Origin of the sequence: Ensifer sp. ENS03, assembly GCF_014852035.1 — a bacterium.
Taxonomy (GTDB): Bacteria; Pseudomonadota; Alphaproteobacteria; order Rhizobiales; family Rhizobiaceae; genus Ensifer; species Ensifer adhaerens.
The window spans coordinates 35,659-59,680 of the sequence record NZ_JACVAV010000012.1 but is presented as its reverse complement, the minus strand read 5'-3'; the positions used below and the strand labels follow the sequence as shown (position 1 = coordinate 59,680).

Sequence of the window (24,022 nt, the reverse complement as noted above, 5' to 3'; positions counted from 1 at the left end):
AAAATCCAATGACAGCAGCCAAGTATCTCATACAGCGGCCGTGCACCTTCATTGTTGCAGCTTTCGCACTTGTGTTGGGCGCGAGCGGCCATGCAAGCGCCAACGAAGAGGTCATCATTGCCTCAACCGGCGGGGCCTACGACAAGGCCTTGCGCGAAGCGTGGTTCGACCCTTTCACAAAGGAAACGGGCATCACCGTGAAAACCGTCGCGGCAACCAATGCGGAAATGCGGGCCAAGGCCACTGCGATGGTCAAGACCGGCAACGTGTCCTGGGATCTCTTCATGCAGGGCGAAATACAGGCGATGTCCCCGCAACACCTCGAGACTGCTGCGGATATCAGTGACTTCTGCAGAAACCTCGACGGGCGTGAAGACCTGGTTGCGGACGCCTGCAGACCGGGCGGAATCCGGCTCCAGTCCACCGCAACGCTGCTCGTCTATGACCGCAGCAACGCGTCCGCGCCGGTTCCCGAGACGTGGGCGGACATGTGGGACACGAAGCGGTTCCCCGGCGGCAGAGCCTTTCCCAACTTTGATGACCCCTGGCGCGTGATGGCAGCGGCACTGCTTGCCGATGGGGTGCCGCGCGACAAGCTCTTTCCTCTCGACGTTGATCGGGCGTTTGCGAAGCTTGATGAAATCCGCCCGTCCGTATCGGTGTGGTGGAAGACGGGCGACCAAAGCGTGCAGGGTTTCAGAAACAAGGACTACAGTCTCGGTCAAATCTGGTTGACCAGAGCAACGGCGCTGAAAGCCGAGGGCCACCCGATCGGCTGGTCCTACAAGGCCGCCTTTCTTGTCGGAGACCGCGTCGCCCTGCTCAAGGATGCTCCCAATCGAGAAAACGCTCTCAAGCTCATGGCCTATTGGCTCAACAATCCGAAGGCCCAGGCGCGAGCCTGTGAGCTGCTTTCATGCACACCGCCTAGCAACCTTGCGATCGAAATGATGTCGGCTGAAGTGCGGGCCAGCATGCCCTCGCCTGTCGACATTGAAGAGCACATCATCGTGCCCGATGCCGAGTGGATCAACGCGAACGCCCCGCGGCTGCTCGAACGCTGGAATGCGTGGATCAGGTAAGGATCAAGATGAGCACTGACTTCAACTCACCAAGAAAAACCGTCCTTGTCGCTCGAATCTGGCACGAGTCGAACGGTTTTAATCCTCGGGTCACTGGGCGGGACGCCTTCGAGATCATGGCAGGCAAGGATTTCCTCGAGAAAGCTCGGAAGAGTGGTTCGACGATCGGCGGTATCATTTGCCGGCTAACCGAAGCCGATGTCGAAATCGTCGGAAGTTTGTCTGCCTCCGCCCCTCCGAGCGGACTTGTCGAGCATGAGTTCTATGTGGAACTGCGGGACCAATTGCTCGGTGATGTTGCGGCTCATCGGCCGGATGCCATCGCGTTGGAACTGCATGGGGCCATGGCGACGACCAGATGCCCCGATGCCGAAGGGGAGCTCCTTACGGGACTCAGAACGCTCGTCGGTCCTGACGTACCAATCGCCATCGGCCTCGACCTCCACGCCAACGTCACTGTGGATATGATCGAAGCGGTCGACATCTGCATCGCTTGCAAGGAGAACCCTCATTCCGATGTCGTCGAATGTGGCCACAAGGTTGCCGACTGCATACTGGCGATGCTGGATGGTCGATTGAAACCTGTCACGACAATGGCAAAGGTTCCAATGATCCTGCCTGGAGCTGGAGAGACTGCGACGGGCCCCCTTTATGACCTGCACGAGATGGCGCGCGATTACGTCAGTTCTGATCCGGGTATATGGGACATATCGCTGTTCAACGTGTTTCGTTACTCGGATGATCACGATATCGGACAAGCAGTTGTGGTTACCACAAATGGCAAAGCCGACCCGATAACCATAGCAAGGAATCTTGCTGAGGCGTTCTGGATCCGGAGAGACGAGTTTATCGATGACCTTTTGTCCATCGACGAGGCGCTGACGAAGTGTGCCGCTAGCCACGGCGAGCGCTACATCTTCGCGGACATGGGTGACCGCATTCTTGCAGGGGCGCCCGGCGACAGTACAGCCATCCTGCAGGCCGCTCTGGAAAGGTATCCCGGCCTGCGGGGTGCTATGTCACTGACCGATCCCCAAGCAGTGATCGCAGCGCACACCGCCGGACAAGGAGCGTCACTCGAAATTCTGATCGGCGGGCGCGTGACCCCGGGTTTTCTACCGTATCCTGTGAAGGCCGTCGTCAGACATCTTGGCGACGGACACTGCGTTCTTGCCGGCCCGTTTCAAGGGGGACAGGCGTGCACGATGGGCGATACGGCTGTGTTCGAAATTGACGGGCGACTTTCGGTGTTGCTGACCACTCATCCAGCCTTCAGCCATGACCCGGCTGTCTTTACCAGCCAAGGTGTCGGGCTAAGCAGCAAGGACTTTATCGTTGTGAAGTCCGGCTACCATTTCAAGCTCAATTTTGCTGACTACGGAGAACCTCTGCTCGTGCGTAGCCCGGGCGTCGGCTACTATGAAAAGGGTGTCTTCAACTACAAACGCGCCCGCTTTTGGCCAGAGCACGCGCAGGCCTCCTCCCCGGTCACGACCATGGTACGGGGGCCGATCGCTGGTTCAAGCCATGCCGAACGGATCGATTGAGTATGAACCGGTTGTGGGCTCTTCCCTGCTCTACGAAGCCCAGGTCTTGAAACCCGAGTTTTGTGAGAACGCGCATGGACTGATGGTTTTCCGGCCGAACGAAGGCGACGATCTGATTGATCGACATTGTCTGGAACGCGCGGTCAACGACGGCCGCCGCCGCCTCTGTCGCCACACCACGGCCGGTGGCTGCGGCTAAGAAACAGTAGCCGAGCTCGGCTTCTTTGTCGGGGGTGATCCGAAGACCACATCTGCCAATTGGAGGGCTCGCTGCCTCTTTTCTATCAAAGACGAGATAAAACCCGCAGCCGAAGGATCGCCAGTGTTGAACATAGCCTTGAAGCAGATGATCCGAGCAACTCCTGCTCATTTGATCCACATTGGCCAGAAGCAGCGACACGGCGACATCCCGGTGGACATGATAGAGGCCGTCACCATCGGCGTTCGTGGTGGGACGCATGTAAAGGCGCGACGTTTCCAGGCACGCCTCTCTTGCCCCTCGATACGACATCTGAGAGCCCTCGGTTGCTCAGCGCATTAACTTGGCGACAGCGTTTGCGAGGCCGTTGACCTCATCTATGGTATGGCCGGCGGTTGGGCACACACGGATCCCGGCCTTCCCTCGCGCTACGGTCGGGAAAAAGATCACCGAGGTGTAAAATCCCATGTCCAGCAGGGAGCGCGCAGTCGCGATGGCTTCGACGTGGTCGCCGATCGTTAAAGTCCTTATAGGTAACGTGGTGCCACGATGTTCGGTTGGCGTCAGGAGGTCGAACAAAGCGAGTTTCTCACCCAGGTCCCGTTGCCTGATCGCCAGTTCGGGGCTCTCATGAATCGCTACGGAGGCGATCGCTGCTCCAAGAGCGGCAACGTTGGGAGAGGCGGAGAACGCGTGAGCGATCGCGTATCTGCGAAAAAGCTCCTCTTGCCGCTCCGTTCCGAGCATCAGCAAACCGCCGGATGCGCCGAACCCCTTTCCGAGCGAAGCCGCGATAATTGTGCTGTCCCCAAGCGGGCCCTCAAGCTGGGAGCGGGCAAAGCCTTGTCCTTTATCGCCAAAGATCGAAATGCCATGCGCGTCATCGATGTAGAGGAACATGCCATATCGGCTCTGCAGCTCTTGGAGGTTTCGGATTGGCGCTGCGCCGCCCATGGAATAGACGCCATCGCAGACATAGGCGACCTTTTTGCCCGTTCGACACACGCGCTCGAGTGCTTCGATGTCGTTGTGCGCTATCGTCAGGACTTCTGTCTCAAGAGCGACCGTCGCCTTATGAAACGCCAGAGTCGCGTGCGCGAATTTGTCGAACACGACAACGGGTTTCTCTCCGTTGGTCAGATGGCCGGAGGCAAGAAGCGGCAAGGCGCCCATGTTTGCAGCGAGGACAGTCGTATAAACGATAACCCGAGCGGAAAATAGCTTTGACAGAGCGTCTTCAAGATCGAATGCGATCTTGAAATTGAGGCGTGTTCTCGCGCATGACCAGTGCAGGTTTCCATATTGTTCGAGCGCTTCGATTGCTCCGGCGACTATCCGCGGGTGGTTGTCCAGCCCGAGATACGAGCATCGAACAAAATCCACGATGTTACGGCCTGCATCGTTTGCTGATTGGAGTTCAACGCCCCGCCCCCGATTTGGGTATGCGGAGACCCCGATCAGGCCGGCCGCCTGTGCCGCCCGGAAACACTCATCGGACGACTGAATAAGCGCGGCAGTGTTCCTTCGGACAGTCTGATCGGTTCCGGCCACGAAATCCGTGAGCATCCTTGCCTCCATCAAGAGCGGTTGTTGCGCCCTAAAGGTGGCATAGATCACTTTTCACTCAACGAACGGCGGCAAAAGAACGGAACAAGTTTCTGCAAATTTTCGTATGCCATGGGTGGCATTGTGCAATGATTTTACGAACAAGTTTGACGGCCCTTCTCAGTGGTAGTGCTGGACGGTTAACGGTCAGCGCAGAATCGAACATAGCGGCGTCTAAGGGCGGCGATTCGGTCGGGCGGTGTGCGTCGGAGACGAAATAGTGCCTGTGCACACGTCGAGCCCCGAAAGCCGGAAGGGCATAAGAGACTCTCCGGTGCAAAACTTGCGGCGCCCCTAATGCGGAGAGTATGCAGGTAAGCTATTGAAAAACAGTGGGAAAATGCGCTCTATTGACTTCATGTGCTGCTGTCGATCCGCTCTGAGTTAACCCTTTGTTAACTCTATATTCCTTGTCAGACGAAAGGAACCGCACATAATAACGGTTAGGATGAGTTCCTGCCTGAAAAACCGTTATTTGAGAGCTTCCTTGCAATGAACGCTAATTCGCTGTCCATGGCTCCCGCACAGCCGATGCACTTTGAGGATTTGATCCTCGAACAGGGCGATTTGATTTCAAAGAAGCTGCACCTGTTGAGCATGCAGCAGTACCCGCCGAATGCCAAGAAACTGCTGCGCCAATTCTCGCTCTCGGAGGTCGCTGATTTCCTCGGGGTGTCCCAAAGCACGTTGAAGAAGCTCCACCTTGAGAGCAAAGGCCCCCTCCCCCAGACGTCTTCGTCGGGCCGCCGTTCCTACAGCGCCGAGCAGATGGAGGAACTGCGCCAGTACCTCGACCAGCATGGTCGCTCCGAAGCGCGCAAGTACGTGCCACGCCGGCGCGCTGGCGAGAAGCTCCAGATCATTGCGGTCGTCAACTTCAAGGGTGGATCGGGCAAGACTACCACTGCCGCTCACCTGGCGCAGTACATGGCACTGACAGGTCACAGAGTGCTCGCCGTCGACCTCGACCCGCAGGCCTCGCTGTCTTCGCTTCACGGCTTCCAGCCCGAGCTCGACATGACGCCTTCCCTTTACGAAGCGATCCGCTACGACGAGCAACGGCGATCGATCACCGATATCATCCTGCCGACCACCTTCCCCGGCCTCGACATCGTACCCGCCAACCTTGAGCTGCAGGAATTCGAGTACGATACGCCCCTCGCGATGACGAACAAGCGCTCGAACGATGGCAAGACCTTCTTCACGCGCATTTCGCGCGCGCTTGTCGAGGTCGAAGATCGCTACGACGTGGTTGTCATCGACTGCCCACCTCAACTCGGCTACCTGACGATCACCGCCCTGACCGCGGCGACAAGCGTACTTGTCACTATCCACCCCCAGATGCTTGATGTCATGTCGATGGGACAGTTCTTGCTAATGCTGGGCGGCATCTTGAAGCCGATCCGCGAAGCTGGTGCCGCCGTCAATCTCGAATGGTACCGCTACGTCATCACGCGCTACGAGCCAACGGACGGGCCACAGGCGCAGATGGTAGGGTTCATGCAGACGCTGTTTCACCAGTTCGTTTTGAAGAACCAGATGCTGAAGTCGACAGCGATCTCTGACGCTGGAATTACAAAGCAGACACTTTATGAGGTCGACAAGGCCCAGATGACGCGCTCGACCTACGAACGAGCGATTGGATCCTTGAATGCGGTCAATGCCGAAATCGCTGAACTCGTGCATGCGTCCTGGGGACGTAAGGCTGCACGCTGATCACATCAACCTTCACACTCAGTCGGTTAGGTAGAACGGAGCAGGCACATGGCGAGAAAAAATCTGCTGGCGGGACTGGTAGACGCAGCGGAGATCCCGCAGGCGGATACCGCGCCAGCCTATCCCATGCGTGGTGCGTCAAAGAGCATGGTGCGTTCTCTCGACGAACTCTCTAAGCAGGCCGACAAGTTCCTCGAAGGTGAAGCCGTCGTCGAGCTCGATCCGGATACGGTGGATGGGTCTTTTGTGCTTGATCGTTTGACGGACGATAGCGAGCAGTTTGAAGAATTGAAGGCGGCAATTGCCGAACGCGGCCAGGACACGCCGATCCTCGTGCGCCCTCACCCGTCTGCATCCGGACGCTATCAGATCGTCTTTGGACATCGCCGTGTGCGTGTAGCGCGCGAACTCGGCCGTAAGGTCAAGGCAGTTGTCAAAGCAATCGATGACCGGACACACGTTATCGCTCAGGGCCAGGAAAACTCAGCCCGCGCCAACCTCTCGTTCATCGAACGTGCCAGCTTTGCTTCACGCTTGGAGGCGCTTGGTTACGACCGTGGAGTGATCGCATCAGCTCTTGCTGCGGACAAGACGGCGGTTTCGAAGATGATGAGCGTGACTGAACGGGTGCCGTTGGTAGTCATCGAGCAAATCGGTGCGGCGCCCTCGACTGGGCGCGACCGCTGGCTCGAGCTTTCGCTTCTGGTAGGCAAGGCCGCCAATGCGGAAAAGGTGAACGACATCGCCGGCGATCCGAGCTTCCAATCGCTTTCAAGCGACGAGCGGTTCAACACGCTATTCAAGGCACTGGATACGTCGGGGCGACCCGTCAAAAAGATGTCACTGAAATCCAAGGAAAGCTGGCAGACAAGCGACAAGGCAGTCTCGGCTCAGTATTCGAACTCCGGCAAGGCCTTCGAACTTTCAATGAAATCGAAGAACGCCGGTCGCTTCGGGCAGTATCTCGCTGAAAACCTGGATCGGCTCTATTCCGAATTCCTGGCGGCGAATGACGGGAAGGAAGACTGAACGCTCAAAAGAAAAAGGCCCCCAGACGGTAACCATCGTGGAAGCTCGCTTTAGCGCCTGATGAGCAAGATGGCCCCGCTGTCGTCGTGCCGACGTTATCTACGTAATTGAAAAAAAATAATAAAACTGGAAAATTGTCGGCCGGCAACTTTCTCGACCCCCGGCAACGCTGATTTGCGCCCAGCGCATAGAGTGACCGTCAGCGCTAACCCGGTGTTAGGGTCAGCACCTCGCTGTTGGTTTTGCGCGAATCGCCGCTACGCCGATGCCGACAACCTGGAACGCCTCATTCAGTTTCGCCACGGTTCTGCTCACCTTGATCCCGGCGTCGCCGCCGGTGACCACCCACGAGCCGGGACAACGATTGTCCAGCACATGCTCGGCAATCAGGGCAGCATCGTCCAAATGCCCATCGTCGTCTGAAAAGCCGGTGAAGCTTTCGAGTATTTCGACCGCTGGGGGTTGGTCATTGTTTCTATGGTCCAAGCGGCGTTTCCGGCGCCGAAGGTGATACGGCGGCCAATCAAAAATTCTGGCACCAAAGTGCCAACCTTCTTAAACACCGTGGCCGGATCGGCATGGAGGGGAGGGGGAGCCGGTGCCAAAAGAACCCACCGCGGCGGATGAGGATGCAGGCGCTTGGCTGAAACTGCGAGACGGCGGCAATTACCGTCGGCCGGCGGCGCAGATCGTCAATAGCTTAGAAGACCCTGTCGGCAGAGGAAGCACGCGATCGGTCGCCTGATGAGCCGGGCCTTCAATGGCGGATGAGGCCATATCGGTGGGCTTCGTGCAGCAGGTCGCGGACGGAGGAAGGCTGCCATTTCTTGCCGCCGCGCACAGGCCGTTCTCCCATCTGATCCAAATTGGGCGGCAATGTCGCGGAGCGACAGATTGGGATCGGCAATGGCGATCGCCGCTACCAGCTTCATCAGATGGTCTTCGGGCGCACGGCGAGGGGACCGGGCCAGGAGGTCTTTTTCCGCGAGCTTGTCCCGCACCAAGCGCGCTCGACGGTCCAGTCGTGACCGCGGCGATTAAGCACCCGCACGACGTTGTCCCAACTGTGGTGAGGCCGCAGCCGCACCATCGGCAGCCAAGTTTGCGCGGATGCAATGAGCTCGTCGAGATAACGCTTTGCGCGTGCTTTTGAGACTGATTTGATGGCCTCCGGTGGCCGTTCTCGCAAGCCCGGGTTTCCCGGGAGCTTGGCACGCGCCTTCGCCGCCTTGATGCCGGCTTTGGTGCGTTCGGCAATCAGCGCCCGCTCGAGTTGGGCGACCGCGCCGAGAACTTGGAGGGAGAACATGCCCTGAGGCGTCGATGTATCGATCGGATCGCGGATCGAGCGGAAATGCACACCGCGCTCTTCAAGATCCTCGATCACTGCCAATAAATGGCTCACGGCTGGCCAGCCGATCGCGAACGACGACGAGGATATCTCCCGCGGTGAGCTCGCCAAGCAATTTGATCAAAACTGGGCGCGCGCGCGATGCCCCAGAACCGTGCTCCTGATAGATGCGGTCGCAGCCGGCAGCTCGCAGCTCATCGATCTGGGCATCGTGGATCTGGCCGTCTGTCGAGACGCGGGCGTAGCCGATCAGCCGTCTTTGAGGCTGTTGGACGCTAACTGTTAGTCGCTTTGCCATCGCGCTTTCACCGGCCTCATCTCAAGCTGGTTTGTACAGATAAGAAATGCGTGAGGAATTGCTCAGTTGCAAACGTGTTTTATGTACTGAATAGCGGCCCGCCAGACTCAAATCGGTGCCCGGGGCGAGCAACGACGCATCCATATAGGCAAACGCGCGTCAACGGGCTTCTGCGGCTGAAATGCAGTTGTCATTATCGCCCAAACTCTGGAATGGGCGGGCAATTCGGCCCGGCGGCTCTCTGCGGGATTTGAGCGCGAGCCTGGGTCGACGCTGATGGCGCTGATGCGGCACTCGCCAAGTCTCAAGGCCTCTTGAATGCGGAATTGAGCGTTCGCATTTGGGGTGGTGGCGTAGTGTCAATAATTGCGCAATTCATGTTATTGTGCGATGCTTGTGAGCAAACGGAGGTGTGACATGAACGTTTCCATTGGTGACCGTTGGGAAGCCTTTTTATCCAACATCGTGAAGGACGGCCGTTACGGTTCGGCCAGCGAAGTCGTGCGTGAAGGATTGCGGCTGGTCGAGGAGCGCGAGCAGAAGTTGAGGGCTCTGACCAGCCTGCTCAACAAGTCGATCGCCGATGGCGGCGAAGCATCCGACGCAGATATTGACGCGGCGCTGGAAGCCAAGGCCGCTCAACTGACCAAGGAAGGCTTCTAAGGGTGCCGCAGCTTCGTATGCTGCCTTCGGCACTCACAGACCTGGTCAATATTCTCGAATACATCACTCGACAGAGCGGTAGTTTGATGGCGGGACGTCGGTTTGTGGGAGAACTTCGGCAAAAATGCCGGACACTGGCCGATCGGCACCCTCGGCCGAGCAAGGCCGGAATTGCGCCTCGATATACGCAGCGCGGCGTTCAAAGGATACGTCATCTTTTTCCGGTACGCCGACGAACGTTTTGAGGTCGTCAATATCATCGAGGGGCATCGCGATATCGATGAGTTGTTTTCCGCGGTCGACGCGAACGAATAGCACCCCACGCCCCCGCTAGCCTGACTGCCGATTGCCGCTACCAAGGATGAGCGAGCGGGGGGCGCTAGGTAACCAACCGCGCCGCTCGTCCCAGCTTGCGCTCGGCGTCGTTGTAGTAGCGGGCGGCCTGCGTCACGGATTTGTGCAACGACTGCTGCATCGCTCCCGGAAGGGGAATGCCACGATTGGCGGCTTCAGTCAGATAACCTGATCGCAGTCCATGCGCCGAGAACAGGGTCGGGTCGAGACTGACCTGCTTACACCGGTTTTTGAGGATCGGATTGACCGACTGCGGCGTCAGCGCACGGCGATCAATGTTCCCCCACTGGTCAATCCGGCGAAACACCGTACCCTCTTTGATATTGGCTTCCTCGAGCCACCGTTTTAAATGCGGTCACCGGTCGGCCGATCAGCAGTACATGTTCGTCGTCATCGCTGGTGGTCGTCTTCGTCCGACCCAGCCGGATGGCGAGGCAGGGAAGGGGAGGGGAGTCCGGGATCGATGGATCCGCCAGCACGGGGTCCTCGTCGGTAATTTCATCCAATCGCAATCCAGCCACTTCCGACCGGCGACGGCCGCCGGAGGCGAAAGCGGTCAGAAGCAAGGCGCGGTCGCGAAGATCGACCAGGCGTCCACCCGCGCAGGCGTCAAGCAGCTTCGTCAGGATGTCGCCGGTCACCGCCTTTTTGCTCGTGCGTTGCCGCGGGCGGGCGCTGGCACGGACGGCAAGCCGCAGCGCCGATTTAAGCGAGGGACCGTCGAAGGCGCCTGTCAGGCCGCGCCAACGGGTCAGGATCGACCAACTCGTCAGTCGGCGGCGAACGGTCTCCGGCGCATTGTCGGCGCGCAACAGACGTTGGGAACGCAGGCCGCTTTCCACCTCAACAGGCATGCCGTGGTTCGCATCCTCGGCGCGCTTAGTCGGATCCCAGAGGTGATGGGCAACGAATTTCAAAAGCAGGCTCTCCGGCGCCCGCCAGGGGAGGGGCTGCCCGTGGCGATCTGGCACCAGGCCTCGAGATAACCGAGATCCGAGGCAAGCGCCCTGAGCGTGTTGTCGCCCATTCCTTCGCCGGCGAGATACTTGAGCGTTGCGACGTCGTCGTCCGTGAGAAGGGTGGCGAGCTGATCGCGGCGATCGAACGGCAGGATGGCGTCGAGCGCATCCAGTTCTTCGGCACGCCGGTGGACGGCATCGGAAGGTGAGTTTTTAGCCAATTCTGAGGCTCCGCATGTCTGTAGCTCTTGCGGAATTTTGGGCGATTTGCGACTCGAAAACCATCACTATCGATACCTTGTCCCTATCGATAGTGATAAGCTGGGGAAATTGGCGTCCGGATGACGGAAGCATGAGTCGAGTTGACTTCTGTTTGTGGAATTTACGATGTTAACTCAGATGGTTAATGATCGCCTAAGGCGGTCGAGCACTGCCATTCGATAGTAACCGGGGCAGATTTTCTGGCGGTGCTGATGAGATAGGCAAAAGCTCTATATGCACACCCTAGCACCGACGGGTTGAGCGGAGCACGGCGGTATTGGTTCATTGAGATGGAAGCATTTTTGCGGCGTCGTGCACACATGTCCGTGGCATCGACGCTGAACCAAGGCAGTTCTTCGCCAGGTCTGTTTGCAAAGTGGAAAGCCGTGTTCAAGCATTTGCCGCGACCAGAGTGGCGAGCGGCGGGATGGGCTCGCCTGTGATCCCGAGGCGATCGCCGAGATAGTGCCAGAACGACAGCCCGAGCTTGCGGCAGGTTTTCATCAGCCCGAGCATGGTTCGCGCGCGACACGGCCATCCCGGCACATCGTGGAGCGCGCATGCCGGGCGCCGGTATCGTTGACGGGGATATAGGGTGCCGAAAGCAACCCGGCATGCAGCACCGCCGCATCCTCGACGACAAAGCTGGCCAGCCCTTGGGTCATCAGCCGCACGACCTAGCGCTTGGAGACGTCGGCGCCGACATCGTTGAGACGTCAGCCGCTCCATCGTCACCTGTCCTTGCGCGTGCAACATCAGGCAAAACCGTCGCAGGTTGGCGCCGTACTCGAACACTGCATCCATTGCCCGCGCAAGTGAAAAAGGCTCGGCGGCTCATTCCGCCGGGCCCGTTCCATGGGCGGAGGCTGGGTCTTCCCCGTCCACGTACCGCCCCGTCAACCTCGTTGAGCTTTGCAAACGAGATAAGGTGAACCGCGATCCGTGACAGGATACGCTTCGAGAAGTTTGAACTTCTTCTTCCCGCCGAACGCCCGATTGAGCTCCTGATCGCAGACATTGTGCGCGTTGGCGACACCGTCTGGATTGTGCCAGCCATCGCGGAAAAACGTCACGACCTTGTTAGCGGTGCAGAAAGCATTGCTGCCTTTACGTTCACATTTCACGCCATTCGTAGCTTCGAAGGCATCAATAGTGCCCTTTATACGGGACGTAGCCACGGCCATTGCGTCGAATGCGGCCTTATCGAGGTAGATTGTTACGAGGTAGGAGCAGTCAGGCGCTTCGCCGCCCGTCGAGCCAGAGATTTCGAATCCGTGACGCTCGATTGCGTCGCCATCCTCACGAATAGCCTCATGCATCGTCGCGATGACGCGGCGCCGCTTGTCGGCGGGAACTCCCATAAGATCGGCGACCTCGCCAAGCGGCGCGTCAGCCGCCTTACAGGCATCGACAGCGACAGAAGCGGTCAGCGTCGGCCCATAGAGGGCGCATTTGATCGACAGCTCCGCTACAGGCGCGTCCATCGTCTTCGGATCAAGGAACACGGTAGAGGATGTCTGACGCTGGACACGATAGCCGAGCGCGTTGATGCGATCGACAAGAGCCGTCATGCAAGGTGCTAACTCTTTCGGCGCCTCACCCTTGAGGGCGTAGGGGCCGCTCGTCTGGATCAGATCGCGGGCTTCGTATTCACACGTCAGCTTGCCCTCAGCAAACGCGCTGACGGGCATGCGCGAGCCTTTGAGCCGTGCAAGTATTGCAGGATCGGTGTCGCGGAAGAAACTCGCCTTCTGCGCAGCAGGATTGTCAGCATAAAGGCGGCATCCCATCTGTGCGGTCTTCGGAAGTCCAAATTTCTCAAGAACAGGGAGAACATCGTCGGCAGTGGAAACAAGCTTGAACGTCGTAAAGTTGGCTAAGCCTGCCGCCTTGACGTTGTAGCAAAGCGATCCCTGCGGATCGCTTTTGCAAGACTCCTGGGCAGCAACATTGCCACAGGATAGGGCGAGAAGGCCTACTGCAGTGGCGAGAGAAGCTGTGCGGCTCATCGTCATGACGTCGGCTCGGTAGGAAGGTGCTCGGCCAAAAGAAGTGAGCCTTTTGATCGAGCGTGCTTGGCAAAGAGTTTTCTCCACTCATTGTTCGATCCTGTGCCCTTCACCTGCCTGAACAACTCCAGTTCTTCATCAGTCGGCCCGCGCCCTGCAGCAATCATGGCATCAAATAAATCAGGCAAGGCGGCATCCAGGGTGTCAGCAGTTTCGGCAAGCCGCTTCTCGTAGTCCTCTTTCGTCTTCATTTGCTCTCCCATGATTTAGATTCTTTGAATCTTCACCGGCATGTCGATTTCCTCTCGTCCTCGGACTACCGTTTCGTGTCCGCAAGCCATTCCCGGTCTTCGACAACCTTCGCCTTCCCCCATGCGCCGGCACAAATCACGACCGTCTTTTCCCTATCACGACTCCGCCCCACCACTGCGAGTGCCACGCCTTTAGAATCCTACAATTTTGCCCCGCCGATGCGCAACTACAACTGGCGCTTTGTTTCGGGAAACGACATGGGATGGAAATCACGCTTTGGGCCTATCAGGTCACGCCGGGGTCCGACGATGTTCCGTGCTTCTCCCAGCATGAGGCCGATTGCCGCTGCGCTTGAGAAACGAGCCGACGGAAGGACTGTGAAATCCTCGGCGGAGCTTGTTCAAGTCGCTCCTGGTACAAGTGTGATGCTTGCGCACGAGCACCACCCTCGCGTTTTAGTCTCTAGTTGGGCCGCTAGCGCGCATGTCGGGCGCCGGAATCGCCTCGGTGATCCCTTGGATCTCAACAGCACGACCTGGTGTGGAGACGTCGACGCCGACAATCGCGGCTGCGAAGCGGCTCGCGGGCAGGATATGTTAGAAGGAACTGAAGAGCGTAACCGCCAGCGTAATGAAACCGCTTAGAGCACCCACTATTTCGATGGTTTTGAAGCCCGTACTGTTCTTAAGCTTGTCTACAATCGCGGGTGTTTTCTTCATCGCTAGAAAGATTCTCGACGCGCGGCCGATTAGCCTCACCGCTTCATCGGGACCTAGACCGTCAGCGCGGGTCAGCGCTCCGATGTGGGAAACGTCGACACTCAAGTCCTGAATGTCTTCCTGCATTTGTCTTTGGAGGTCGCCTTCAGTGATTGCTTCTAGTAGAGGCGCAATCTCAACAACCCGCTGCAGATCTTGCTCGGAAAGCTCCCGCATGGCCTGGCCCTGCAAAATCCGGCGGTTCTCAGCAACCATTTCATCGGTAGCCCTTATGCCGTTCGCCGCTTGCTGTAAGGCTGAGAGCAAGGCCGAGATCTCATCCGAGAGGGGAAGTTCATCGGCAGCAACTTTCGCCGCAAGACTAGCGTGTGTCGATGTAGTGTCCATCTCCACGCGTTGAGGGTCATTCGAATACTTTTGGAGCATCCGGCGGAGCTTGCGGATTTCGTACGCACTCTCGGCCAAACCGTTGGAAGGGGAGGAAACGCAGTCTTCGACTGCGACTTCGATCTGGCTCAGCGTTGCATCAAGGAGATCCGGTTTAGTGACGAGCTTCGCAACAACGTTAAACGTGCCGCTTTGAGGGTCCGACACCAGGTCCTCGGCTAAAGGTAGGTGGCTGCTGAGACGCTCGGCGTTACTTTCCGTTCGGGCTTGGTTAGTTTCGGAGTCTGCATCCGCGCGTGGAGACCATTCAAGGACTCCGCCTTCGTCAACAAGTTCCTTTGCGACTTTTTTGATGGCGTCGAGCGGGTATAAAGTGCCGAATTCTCGCTGCAGTGCGTCCGATGCCGAGTAAGGACCGCCGTTAAGCCACTGATAGCCGCCGTCATCAGAGGAATAAGGAAGGAATTGCGCGGGATCTACAAAGTTTTCATGAAACCAGCTCTTCATTTCCTCGGAGGCGAGCGGATCGACTTCGAAAGTTGAATCTTCAACGGGAGCTTCTTGAACATTTTTCTTTATTGCATCGATCAGATTTTGTGCCGAAGACTTGCTTCGAAGGCCCTCTGACGCAAACTGGACTTCAGAATTGTACTTAAATCTTACTCTATAATCGCCAGCTTTATCTCGGTATATTTCGTACTTGTGGGCCACACTTGCACCCTTGGTCATGAAAGTTCGAATAGGGGTTCGAATCTTGCCTACGTGTCTACGAGACTCGCGGCAGGAGAAGACCCACGTCTGTGGTGCCGAGCTATGCCTAGATTGCTAGGAAAAGGTTCGAGAAAGGTCACGCAGCCGGCTCACACTTAAATCAGGTTCACAACCTTAAATAACTACGTCGACTTTGCAAGCCTGCGCTCGTGCTTGCAGAGAACTCTAGCCGAAATGTCCCGAGCCCATGTGTTTCAGCGCGTCGCTTAGGCGGAGGGGCAGCGCCCCAGGCGCCGTAGGGGGAATTCCGACGGCTGGCAGGCAATGCTGCTCACACCGGCTGATCTGGCGTGGTCTGGAACGTCTCGGCCGCCTTGCAAAGCCTTCATCGCTCCCTCCTTTAAGGTTTTGTGGTTAGTACGGCTGCCACCTGGCTCTGACTGTCAACCCATTGCGCCGTAGTCGGCGAAATGTATCGGATCAAATCGAGGATGGATGCGTAGTCGGCTGCAATGTTGCGATTCAGGATCGGCTCGTGATGGGCTATCCGGTTGCGCAGCCGGCGGAGGTCATCAAGCGGCTGGAATATCTGCGCCCGGGTGAGGGGGCCGGTCGACTGGAACACCTTTCGAAGGTCGGAACGCCAAAGCGGTTCATAGCGCTTAGCGAGGATACCGGTCCAGAAGCCCCAGTTCAGTTCCGCGACCACACGGCCGTGGTCCGGCAAGATGCCGCGCTTTCCGAGTTCCGTCCGTGCCGACAGCAGCATGTCGGGCAGCGGGTAGTGCAAGGCGGGACCCGGGTTGAGCTCGAACCAGGTCAGTCCATAGTTCACTTTGAGCCTCGCGCTGATGCCGTTGCGGAGCGTTACTTCCAAGCCCTGCAATGGCGTGTAGAGCGCCTGTGACAGCGCGCTGTTCCACGCATAGAGCCGCAAGCCCAGCTCCTTGTCGCCGCCGGCGAGCGCATAGTAAGGTGCCAGCCGTTCGGAGGAGTGGGATGACTCTAGGTTCGCGATAATTTCGGGTGAGTAGGCAAACGTCACTTGAAAATTCCTTCGGTATGATCCATGTTGTCCCCGTGAGCCCCGGTAGCGCCTCTGCATGCAAGCGCCCGGGGCATTGTATTTTCTGAGCCTGCGACAAGTCCTGCCGACTGTCCGTGCCCCAAAGGCAGGTCAGAAAGCCGTGGCTTGTCGGTACCGCCTACTTTTTAGCGTCGTTGTTCACGACCAGCTTCGGCTTCTTGCGCTTGACGCGTTCCTTCTCCTCCTCGGCTTTCTTCTTGGCCGCAGCAATCTTTTCCTCGGCATGCGGCTTACAGGCTGCGATTAGGCCGTCGAAGCGGTAGAGGTTGGTCTGACTGCCGAACTTGCTGTGCCGGCGCTCTTCGCGGGTGATCAGCTTGGCCGCCTGCATGGCGGTGATCCGCTTCTGGATCGTGCGAGGGGTCACCCCGAGCGCTTCTGCGATCGTGCCGACGGATGGGTGCGGCACGTTCTCTTCCAGCCACCAATACTGGATCAGGTGCAGCAGGATGTTGATGTCCAGGGCGTCCAGCCCAAGCGCACGCTGTTTCTCGATGATGATGTTCGGGATCGCGCTCCATCCGGCCTTCATCAGCGTCGGCGTCCACTTCTTTTCGTTCTGCTTCAGCGCCTGGACATCCGGCGTCTTTGCCTTTACTGCGTCTTCCATTCGGGATCTCCCTCGTTCGTGTATGCCTTGAATATTGGGGGTTTATGCACGAATGGCAAGGGAGACGCGGGTGAACGCTCGTTCGGGGAGTGCCCGAACCTACATACCCCCCGCCCTCGTCCCGCAATTCGGGGACTGGGCGAAGCGACGGACATCCAAAGAAGGATACTCTGTTAATCAGGATTCATCTGAATACGATAACCCGATAGCAGAGCAATAGGATATAGGAGGGGTCGGTCTCGCGGTTCACCCGGGTCGACCCAAAATCGTCCCGAAACGCCCGATCGCTACGGGAACAGGTCTGCACCGGCATATAGACCTGCCGGGTTTCCACGCCCGCCGCGCCTGGCATGGCGACCATCGACGCGATGTGCTTCGCACCCGGTGGCGGATAGCGACGCAGCAGCGCGACACTCACGTCGTCAAACCCGCCCAAGGAGATCTTCTCACGGTCGAGCCTGGGGCGCTGGTCAGCGCGGTCGCAGCACGCTAGGGGCTTTACGGAAGGCGACGCGGAGGATTGTCTTGCCCTGGTTCAGGAGAACCACCGGGAGCGGCTTCGGAAGGGGGGCGCGCCATGAACTGCAGGGCGGCGAGTGGAGGAAGGCATGAGTGTCTATTTTGTGACCGAGTTGGACAACAGCCTAGCTGGAAAGCTCTATGTGAAGATTGGCCGATCACAAAAGCTAACGCGGCGACTTGCGAATCTTCAGACAGGGAATCGACGTACAATAGCGTTGATGGGTGAGATAAGAACGGCCTCGGTGGAAGAGGACAAGGCGATAGAGCAAGCGCTCCATCTTCACTTCGAATACAAGTCAGATGCTCGAGAATGGTACTTCCTTACCATCGAAGATGTTATCGAGGGTCTGAAGCTCTATTCTAGCCAGGCCTACATCGCGGTCGGACAGAACGCGTTCGAGATTGTTTCGTACGATAAGGATGCTGTTCCGGAGTTTGCCAGTCCATGGTTATGGGGTGACGTAGACTGCTATCAGTTTTGCCCACATTGCGGTTGGGCCTGCGGGTGGACTTACAGCGAAAACTATGGCGGCGACGTATGTCTCGAATGCGGCGCATCGGAACATGACTACGATGCACGTGACGCCGAGTAGGACCTGACCGTATAATCTGAGTTTGCATTGGAGCAATCTCACAAAGGATGGAGTTGTGTTTGCGCGTCAACTCAACTCCACTCTTTAGCTTCTAAAGCCCCGCAACGCTGGGGCGCCCTTTTTTGTCTCACGCCTTTCGTCGGCGCGTCGCCGATCATGGGCCCGAGTGCTGTCGGGGCGTATCACGTAGTCAAGGTCTTCGAGGCACGACTTTGACATGTTGAAGGTCACGTTCAGCGAGTGGTAGCCTAGCTCGTCATGATGGGATTTTGTTTTGAAACCGGCATGCAGTGCCGCAGCTATCAGAACGCCGTTTGGCACGTAGTGGGGGCCCAGCTTCTCGCCTTCCGGATAGCTGCACTCAAAGCTCTCAGCGATATGCTTTACCCAGTAGCTACCCGTCCCATCGCGGATCGTCTTGGTGCGCGCGACCCTGTGCAAAAACGCAAGCGATAGAAGAAACGGTGTGACGGCGTAGTCGGTGAGTAACTCAGCGCGGTCCTCCTTGAAACGCGCATACCGTTCGCGGGCATTCTCCCAATTTCCATCTGGTTTGCGTTGGGACCTACCAAAGCCACCCCCCCACACGCTTAGGTGTTCGTTAGCCGCGACAACATCAGCGAGGGCAACTTTTGCAACGGCGCGATGCAAAATGCTTGGAGAAACTCGAAATCCTTGGTGCTTCAGATACTCCTGAAATGCAGCGCCGTTAACAAGAACAGGCTCAGTCGGGGATATTATTCAGCAACTCGCGTTTCACAGCTTCGAGTGCAGCAGAACATGGATTGATTTTGAGTTCGAACATCAGCATCTCCAGCCTTGGCATGCCGTTCGCCGATTACGCAGCAAGCCGCTGTTGGATGCGGTCGCAGAAAGCAAAAGAAGATAATCGAAGACGTTTGACTCGGCGACAAGTCACGGGTGTCTAACCACGGGGCATAACGTGCAACGAGTCGTTGGAAGATACAAGGTTTTTTCCGCGGGCGAGTTCGAGTTTACGGGATCCGCCTGGATATGAGGCTTTCGAGAACATGCGCAATCGGCTGCTTCCGGTTTCGTTTTCTCAAGTCAGTCAGCATCTCCAAATGCCTGAACTTAACCTCGACAGCCCGTTTGGACGCTTCGAAATAGGTCGACAAATTTGAGAGCAACTGCTCATAGTCCGCAATATTTGACGGCTGATCGTCGACGAATATGTAGCCATGTCCCCTATCCCGGATGCCGAGATTTCGGCGATATTCAGCGGTCATGCGCTTAAAGATATCGTCGGGCAGAATGAGATTGGACGAAAATGCATTCGCCTGATACTCGAGCCGCTCGATATTGAAGGTTGCTTCAGTCTCCTTCGTGATCATCAGATCGCGTTCTATAATGTTTTCGGAGCTGAGGTATACCTGATGCTGCAAGGCGAAGTGGCCGATCTCATGTCCTAGCGTGAATCGCTCGCGGTAGCGATATCCGTTGGCATTGATGAGAATTTGCTTTCGTTTGAAGTGAGCGGTACCAAGAATGAGAGTTCCGTCGATGTCTCGGACATCCCGATTGGAGAGCTCCAAGCGAAGCGAAAGAGCCGAGCAAATCCTTTCAAGGTCCACCGGTCCACCATCGTAGTCGATCAACAGCAGGGCGTCCCGAGCTGCCTTCTTGATCGTATCGGCGGGTATAAAGGGAATCGCCTTTGGGCTTTCGTCTGCATTACCGGACAGTTCCGGATGCAATCCTCCTAGTAATTGGTCGATACTGCCGAAGAACTTTCCATCGTAGTAAGCGGAAAATTTGAGCGACTTAGATGGGGCATCACTTTGGAATATCTGCGACTGGAAAAAACCATGCTCGATGTATGGCCGTCCCTTCCGATCTGCGATGATATCAAGCCCGAGTTCGTCGTATTTTACGATCCCCAATCCCTTGTTTCTGGCGACCTTTTCGGCGCCGGATTGCAGGCGTGAAGATACAACCACCACGCCTTTTGCTGAATGAGGGAAAATGCGGCCAATTTTCGATGAAAAGTCGTTGACGTACAGTTCTGGAACGCTGCCAGCGTAGTTCTTGCACTCGAATATAACATAAAGCTGTGGCGACGCCCGGCCTTTTGCGCGAACTTCAATAACGATGTCGAACTCGACGTTGTCTTCACGCTCCTTGCAATAGTATTTTTTCTTTTGAAAAATTTCACAAACCTCCGGAGAGTGTGCTCCAAAGATTAGCTCTCCGCTCGCTTTCTGATCGAGGAGATAGCGATAGAACGCATCTTCAAGACTGTCGCCCTTGTCGGAAGAATTCACGGCTTCTCCTTGCAGATAGACCCAACCATAGAATACCGAACGCATTTTTATATTGAATTCACACGTCGTAAAAGGAAAATGGCGCCCTTCGGCGTCGAGGATCATTGACGTCGGCATTCTTGAGGGTGGCATGAACCACCACCGTAGCGGGCCGGCCGCGATCATGAGACGCCGAAAAATTGCGCCGCGGCGGGGGTGTAACTCCGGTAGGGCTACGCCCTCCCTTCGTCACACCCCGCCGCCGAGTCTCATCCTGATTGACGCTGAGTCTCACCTTGTTTGTCGCCGCGCAATGGACAGCGCTATCGAGCCGGGCTTCGTGTTGCCACCACCCTCGCTGAGTCAGCGGTGAACTCGTGGTCGGCAAGCGGATGATCAAGAAGCAACAGATGCGCTGGACGCTCCATGGCGCTCACATGCTCATGCAGGTTCGAACGGCCGGATCAGTGGTGAGCTTCGCGATCGATTGCGGGCACCGTTCCGAGAGTCAGGGCCGAAAGTGCCATCCCTGTTCAACCCCAAACCACCGTGCGCGCCGCCTAGCCCCAGGCAAGTTACCGGTCTCCGATTGCTCTTAGTGGTGCGATCACGCGCTAACGCAGACCATGCGTGCGACGGGGAGGCGGTAGTCAGACCACTCTAGCGTTCGATACGGTTCGCTACAGTCAGAAGAGGTCGTCCGGTTACCGTCTGAATGAAGCTGCTGGTCGCCGCGAGAAGGGCGAGGTGTTCATTGGGAATATTCTCCCCATTCAGCCCCGGCTGAACGATGCCGATGCGATATTCGACGAACTTACGCCGCGAAGCTTTGCGAAGGGTGGTCAGTTCGTTGGGAGTACCTCGAAGGAAACGGGTGTCCCTGCCTTTGAGGTGCGACGTTTCTCTTACGGTGAGGTGGTTGATAAGGTTTTTCAGGCTCCACGTCCACTTCACGCTCTTCTGGGCTTGGCCGCACACCACGTAGAGATCGCTGGCCCTTCGCCCAATTTCCCCCTCGGCGTACTTCAGATGCCAAAATGAAACGACGATGGTGTCATCGGTCTCTTCGATCGCCACCACGTCGGCACTCTCACCCGTATCATCGTCGTCAATGATGAAGGTCGACGGGCCTTCCAGCAGACGCTCAACGAACCGCTGCTGGATCGAATCCGCGCGATAGACGCCGTCTTTCCAACGGCTTTCCTTCCGCAGATCAACGCCGTTCCAGTCCAAGAACGATATGTTCGCGAGGTCATAGAGTTCGGGAAGGTCCTCCTGTGGCTTGAGAAGGATGTTGCCCGACAGCTGCGAACCGTCTGCCAGTCGCACCAGCGGAGGGTTGGACTGAAAAAAGTCCTGAACGGGCTTACGGTCTCCCGCTGCGTCAATTTCGGCGTCGGGTCCATCCAGTTTCTCAACCAGATACCCGTCTAGGTCGGGGGTTTCCGCCCGCAGAGTCAGCCTTAGCGTAATGGATATTTCCTCGCCGGCCTTTAGGACGAAAACAAAGCTGTTTCCAGGCACCCACTCGACCAGGTCGAGCTCGCAGTCGTGAAATCCAAACTTGGTGACGCCGATGAGGACTTCAAACCGGAACGTCGAACTCTCGAAGAGCTGATCGGGCCAGTCCACCAACAGTGCTTCGCTATCCGGTAGTTCAATGATCGCTCGGGGAATTAGGGTGTGCCGAAGGAAGTCATCATGGCGAGCGTTCGGATCGACCAGCTTCCTGCCAATCCCCTCGCACCAATCGATCCAGTCCGTGAGCGTGCCAGATGTCAGCGACCATATTTTGCCCTTACGAGAGCAACCCACGCTGACCCGGGCTCCATCCTCGTAGCCAACGCCAGTAATGTTGGACTTCCGCTTGGATTGCTGTTGGAGCGGGTCGACTGCGTTCCGAACGTCTAATCCGGCAAACATCTGGTACCGGACATTCCGACTAAGGCTGGAGAGACCAACGTTGTGCAGGACCAAGCGCTGAAGGCCGCTGAAGGCCTTGAACACCTCCTCCTCCTTAATGAGCACGGGATTTGTGGAGATCGCCTTCGCTAGAGAACCACCGGCGTCTCCTTTCCTCGAACTGTGGATGTAGAGCAGTTGCAGTTCGGGATCGTACTTCGCGATGAAAAGGTCCCAACTGTCGATCGAGATGTCCTTCGAGTCGGTCCAGTCGATGCCATCCTTTTGATTGACCACTAGGACGAGGAAGTTGTCACGCAGGCTGATGAGCGGCTGGTGAACCTTTTGCGCGGCCCGGAAAGCCTTGGCGTATCTCCCGGGCTCGAATTGCTCTGTCCGATACACTTGGGTGCTGAGCTTGGGTCGCAGCGCCAGTGTCGAGATATCCAAATCCTCATCAGGGGCTGCGGGTGGAATCTCCAGCCGATCGACTAGATCGGAAAGCTTGGCCATTGGGTCTATCGCATTGAAACTCATGTCCGACAGGAGCGAATTCCAGTCGGCATCCTCCAGATAAAGGCTTTCGAGGGCTTCCGGCACGCCGTCTTCGGCGGTGTTTGCAATGAACGTCGCCTGCCCGACGTTTGCAGTCGTCCGCGCGAAGCGCCCTATGAACTGCAAGGTTATGCCCAAGCTCTTATGCGGACTATGTAGCGCAGCAATCTTCAGCTGCGGGAGATCGAAACCCTCGCCAAACATGTCGACACATACGACAATTCGGTGCCTTCTAGCCTTGATATCCGACAATACAGCTTGGCGATTAGGAGTCCGACTATGGATCACGATGGGCTGCAGGTCGTCATAACCCGCGTAGACTTGGCGATACAGATCTTCGGCCGCGTCGATTGTGTTCGCCCGGGCCATCAAGATATGGTCGAAACCAGCATCTAGATCCTCTCGCAATACCTCTACCGCGGCTTCAGCGATCGACGCATCGGAACGAAGACCGTTGGGCTGGAATACCTCCTTGAACCGGATTGATTGAAAGAACCCGCGTTCTTGCGCCAACGACAGGGGGAACTCATAGATCAGCTTACCGTCGAGGGCTTTGCCGTCTTCCCGGAAGGGCGTCGCGGTAAACAACAGCACATTGGCGCGACCGATGACCTTTTGAAACCGCTTCCATGTCGCTGCCTCGATATGATGGGCCTCATCGAAGAAGATGTGGGAGAACAGCGCGGCGAATTGCTTCTGCGTTTCCTCACCCGCCAATCCGATGGCGCTCATCGTGGCGACCACGACGTTGCATGCCCCAACCGCTGCGAACTGCTCCGGCGTCGGTCTGGACGAGAGGATTCCAACCACGGGGTTGGGAACCCCTACTACGGTTCCGAGCTTCTCCAGCACGCTGTAGGAAGCAAAGCGATCAGCGGTCTGCAAGCGAAGGGCGTCGCTCGGGACTATGATCAGCACGCGGTCACACGCGGCTTCTACCGCTGCCGCGATCATTACCTCGGTCTTGCCGGTTCCGGTCGGCATGACCACAAGCGCGCGGTCCGTTCCGGTTGTCCAATGAGCAGCTATTGCATGCAAAGCGCCGGACTGCGGCAGCCGCAGACCAGGCGCTAGCACTTCGCCATCGCCAGCGAGTCTCTCACTCCGATAGCTAATGCCAGAAGATCTCCAGGCCGCGCGACATTCTTCCATCCGGGCAACTGCAGCGGGGAGATCTCCTCCACCTCGTTGGAAAGCTACCCGCTCCCAGTTCAGACGATCCCCCTCGACGAGGGGCGTCCCCCGCAAAATGGTCGCCGGTGCAATATCTGCATAGTCGTCACCAAAGGAGGCAAACTCGAGCACAAACCTGCTACCATCTTCCAACGTGGCTAGTGCTCGACGGCA

18 protein-coding genes and 4 pseudogenes are annotated in these 24,022 nt (G+C 57.3%); 8 read left to right on the top strand and 14 right to left on the bottom strand.

What is annotated here, in order from left to right:
- Positions 1–8 precede the first annotated feature (8 nt).
- Positions 9–1,082 (top strand): ABC transporter substrate-binding protein, encoded by a 1,074-nt coding sequence (locus tag IB263_RS29700; protein ID WP_029742490.1) that lies wholly within the window; start codon positions 9–11, stop codon positions 1,080–1,082.
- An 8-nt stretch (positions 1,083–1,090) separates the two neighbouring features.
- On the top strand, positions 1,091–2,629 hold the full coding sequence (locus IB263_RS29695; protein ID WP_192439378.1) for a M81 family metallopeptidase: 1,539 nt from the start codon (positions 1,091–1,093) through the stop codon (positions 2,627–2,629).
- Here IB263_RS29695 and IB263_RS29690 read toward each other — a convergent pair.
- Entirely contained in the window at positions 2,571–3,089 is a 519-nt protein-coding gene (locus tag IB263_RS29690) for a GNAT family N-acetyltransferase (RefSeq protein ID WP_162251856.1), read from the bottom strand. The genes IB263_RS29695 and IB263_RS29690 overlap by 59 nt on opposite strands.
- Positions 3,090–3,158: 69 nt before the next feature.
- Positions 3,159–4,394 (bottom strand): aminotransferase class I/II-fold pyridoxal phosphate-dependent enzyme, encoded by a 1,236-nt coding sequence (locus IB263_RS29685; RefSeq protein ID WP_049810940.1) that lies wholly within the window; start codon positions 4,392–4,394, stop codon positions 3,159–3,161.
- A 531-nt stretch (positions 4,395–4,925) separates the two neighbouring features.
- On the opposite strand from IB263_RS29685, the gene repA reads away from it, so the two are divergent.
- Positions 4,926–6,149 (top strand): plasmid partitioning protein RepA, encoded by a 1,224-nt coding sequence (gene repA / locus IB263_RS29680; protein WP_192439377.1) that lies wholly within the window; start codon positions 4,926–4,928, stop codon positions 6,147–6,149.
- Positions 6,150–6,197: 48 nt separating this feature from the next.
- The gene (repB, locus tag IB263_RS29675; RefSeq protein WP_029742495.1) at positions 6,198–7,178 is read left to right on the top strand and encodes a plasmid partitioning protein RepB; all 981 of its coding nucleotides are present in this window, start codon (positions 6,198–6,200) and stop codon (positions 7,176–7,178) included.
- A 222-nt stretch (positions 7,179–7,400) separates the two neighbouring features.
- Here repB and IB263_RS29670 read toward each other — a convergent pair whose 3' ends face one another.
- Complete coding sequence (locus IB263_RS29670; RefSeq protein ID WP_029742496.1) at positions 7,401–7,664, bottom strand: hypothetical protein; 264 nt, start codon at positions 7,662–7,664, stop codon at positions 7,401–7,403.
- 271 nt (positions 7,665–7,935) lie between these two features.
- Positions 7,936–8,827, bottom strand: a pseudogene (locus IB263_RS29665) (recombinase family protein).
- A 417-nt stretch (positions 8,828–9,244) separates the two neighbouring features.
- On the opposite strand from IB263_RS29665, the gene IB263_RS29660 reads away from it, so the two are divergent.
- A complete protein-coding gene (locus tag IB263_RS29660; RefSeq protein WP_029742497.1) occupies positions 9,245–9,490 on the top strand; it encodes a type II toxin-antitoxin system ParD family antitoxin in 246 nt (81 codons plus the stop codon).
- A gap of 17 nt (positions 9,491–9,507) precedes the next feature.
- On the top strand, positions 9,508–9,735 hold the full coding sequence (locus IB263_RS29655) for a type II toxin-antitoxin system RelE/ParE family toxin (protein WP_246811120.1): 228 nt from the start codon (positions 9,508–9,510) through the stop codon (positions 9,733–9,735).
- Positions 9,736–9,869: 134 nt separating this feature from the next.
- Here the strand turns inward: IB263_RS29655 and IB263_RS29650 are convergent.
- The 8 genes and pseudogenes from IB263_RS29650 to IB263_RS29615 form a co-directional block, all read right to left on the bottom strand.
- Positions 9,870–11,024, bottom strand: a pseudogene (locus IB263_RS29650) (tyrosine-type recombinase/integrase).
- Positions 11,025–11,567: 543 nt separating this feature from the next.
- Positions 11,568–11,729: a hypothetical protein gene (locus IB263_RS34310; RefSeq protein ID WP_246811112.1), complete on the bottom strand. Its 162-nt coding sequence runs from the start codon at positions 11,727–11,729 to the stop codon at positions 11,568–11,570.
- A gap of 231 nt (positions 11,730–11,960) precedes the next feature.
- Positions 11,961–13,079: a hypothetical protein gene (locus IB263_RS29640; RefSeq protein WP_143556381.1), complete on the bottom strand. Its 1,119-nt coding sequence runs from the start codon at positions 13,077–13,079 to the stop codon at positions 11,961–11,963.
- Positions 13,076–13,324, bottom strand: a complete 249-nt coding sequence (locus tag IB263_RS29635; protein WP_089045392.1) for a hypothetical protein — start codon at positions 13,322–13,324, stop codon at positions 13,076–13,078. Before IB263_RS29635 ends, IB263_RS29640 begins: the two co-directional genes overlap by 4 nt.
- Before the next feature lie 1,644 nt (positions 13,325–14,968).
- A pseudogene (locus IB263_RS34305) lies at positions 14,969–15,142 on the bottom strand (YegP family protein); the annotation flags it as partial.
- Positions 15,143–15,542: 400 nt separating this feature from the next.
- The gene (locus IB263_RS29625) at positions 15,543–16,187 is read right to left on the bottom strand and encodes a hypothetical protein (protein WP_110819653.1); all 645 of its coding nucleotides are present in this window, start codon (positions 16,185–16,187) and stop codon (positions 15,543–15,545) included.
- 160 nt (positions 16,188–16,347) lie between these two features.
- Positions 16,348–16,839: a helix-turn-helix domain-containing protein gene (locus tag IB263_RS29620; protein ID WP_089045390.1), complete on the bottom strand. Its 492-nt coding sequence runs from the start codon at positions 16,837–16,839 to the stop codon at positions 16,348–16,350.
- Positions 16,840–17,023: 184 nt separating this feature from the next.
- On the bottom strand, positions 17,024–17,275 hold the full coding sequence (locus IB263_RS29615; RefSeq protein ID WP_089045389.1) for a hypothetical protein: 252 nt from the start codon (positions 17,273–17,275) through the stop codon (positions 17,024–17,026).
- Positions 17,276–17,447: 172 nt separating this feature from the next.
- Between IB263_RS29615 and IB263_RS29610 the strand changes: the two genes are divergently transcribed.
- Positions 17,448–17,954 carry a GIY-YIG nuclease family protein gene (locus IB263_RS29610; protein ID WP_089045388.1) on the top strand — a complete coding sequence of 169 codons (507 nt, stop codon included), beginning with the start codon at positions 17,448–17,450 and terminating at the stop codon, positions 17,952–17,954.
- 995 nt (positions 17,955–18,949) lie between these two features.
- On the opposite strand, the gene IB263_RS29605 is transcribed toward IB263_RS29610, so the two are convergent.
- Positions 18,950–20,239: an ImmA/IrrE family metallo-endopeptidase gene (locus IB263_RS29605; protein ID WP_089045442.1), complete on the bottom strand. Its 1,290-nt coding sequence runs from the start codon at positions 20,237–20,239 to the stop codon at positions 18,950–18,952.
- A gap of 294 nt (positions 20,240–20,533) precedes the next feature.
- Here IB263_RS29605 and IB263_RS34300 point away from each other — a divergent pair.
- Positions 20,534–20,676 (top strand): annotated as a pseudogene (locus IB263_RS34300) (ISKra4 family transposase); the annotation flags it as partial.
- Positions 20,677–20,878: 202 nt separating this feature from the next.
- Here the strand turns inward: IB263_RS34300 and IB263_RS29600 are convergent.
- On the bottom strand, positions 20,879–23,980 hold the full coding sequence (locus IB263_RS29600; protein WP_192439376.1) for a DEAD/DEAH box helicase family protein: 3,102 nt from the start codon (positions 23,978–23,980) through the stop codon (positions 20,879–20,881).
- Positions 23,981–24,022 lie beyond the last annotated feature (42 nt).

Coding starts and splice junctions, on each gene's coding strand:
- IB263_RS29695 (WP_192439378.1), top strand. CDS start 1,091: ATGAGCACTGACTTCAACTCACCAAGAAAAACCGTCCTTGTCGCTCGA.
- IB263_RS29640 (WP_143556381.1), bottom strand. CDS start 13,079: ATGACGATGAGCCGCACAGCTTCTCTCGCCACTGCAGTAGGCCTTCTC.
- IB263_RS29655 (WP_246811120.1), top strand. CDS start 9,508: ATGCTGCCTTCGGCACTCACAGACCTGGTCAATATTCTCGAATACATC.
- IB263_RS29635 (WP_089045392.1), bottom strand. CDS start 13,324: ATGAAGACGAAAGAGGACTACGAGAAGCGGCTTGCCGAAACTGCTGAC.
- IB263_RS29610 (WP_089045388.1), top strand. CDS start 17,448: ATGAGTGTCTATTTTGTGACCGAGTTGGACAACAGCCTAGCTGGAAAG.
- IB263_RS29690 (WP_162251856.1), bottom strand. CDS start 3,089: ATGCGTCCCACCACGAACGCCGATGGTGACGGCCTCTATCATGTCCAC.
- IB263_RS29660 (WP_029742497.1), top strand. CDS start 9,245: ATGAACGTTTCCATTGGTGACCGTTGGGAAGCCTTTTTATCCAACATC.
- IB263_RS29700 (WP_029742490.1), top strand. CDS start 9: ATGACAGCAGCCAAGTATCTCATACAGCGGCCGTGCACCTTCATTGTT.
- repB (WP_029742495.1), top strand. CDS start 6,198: ATGGCGAGAAAAAATCTGCTGGCGGGACTGGTAGACGCAGCGGAGATC.
- IB263_RS29620 (WP_089045390.1), bottom strand. CDS start 16,839: ATGGAAGACGCAGTAAAGGCAAAGACGCCGGATGTCCAGGCGCTGAAG.
- IB263_RS34310 (WP_246811112.1), bottom strand. CDS start 11,729: ATGACCCAAGGGCTGGCCAGCTTTGTCGTCGAGGATGCGGCGGTGCTG.
- repA (WP_192439377.1), top strand. CDS start 4,926: ATGAACGCTAATTCGCTGTCCATGGCTCCCGCACAGCCGATGCACTTT.
- IB263_RS29685 (WP_049810940.1), bottom strand. CDS start 4,394: ATGCTCACGGATTTCGTGGCCGGAACCGATCAGACTGTCCGAAGGAAC.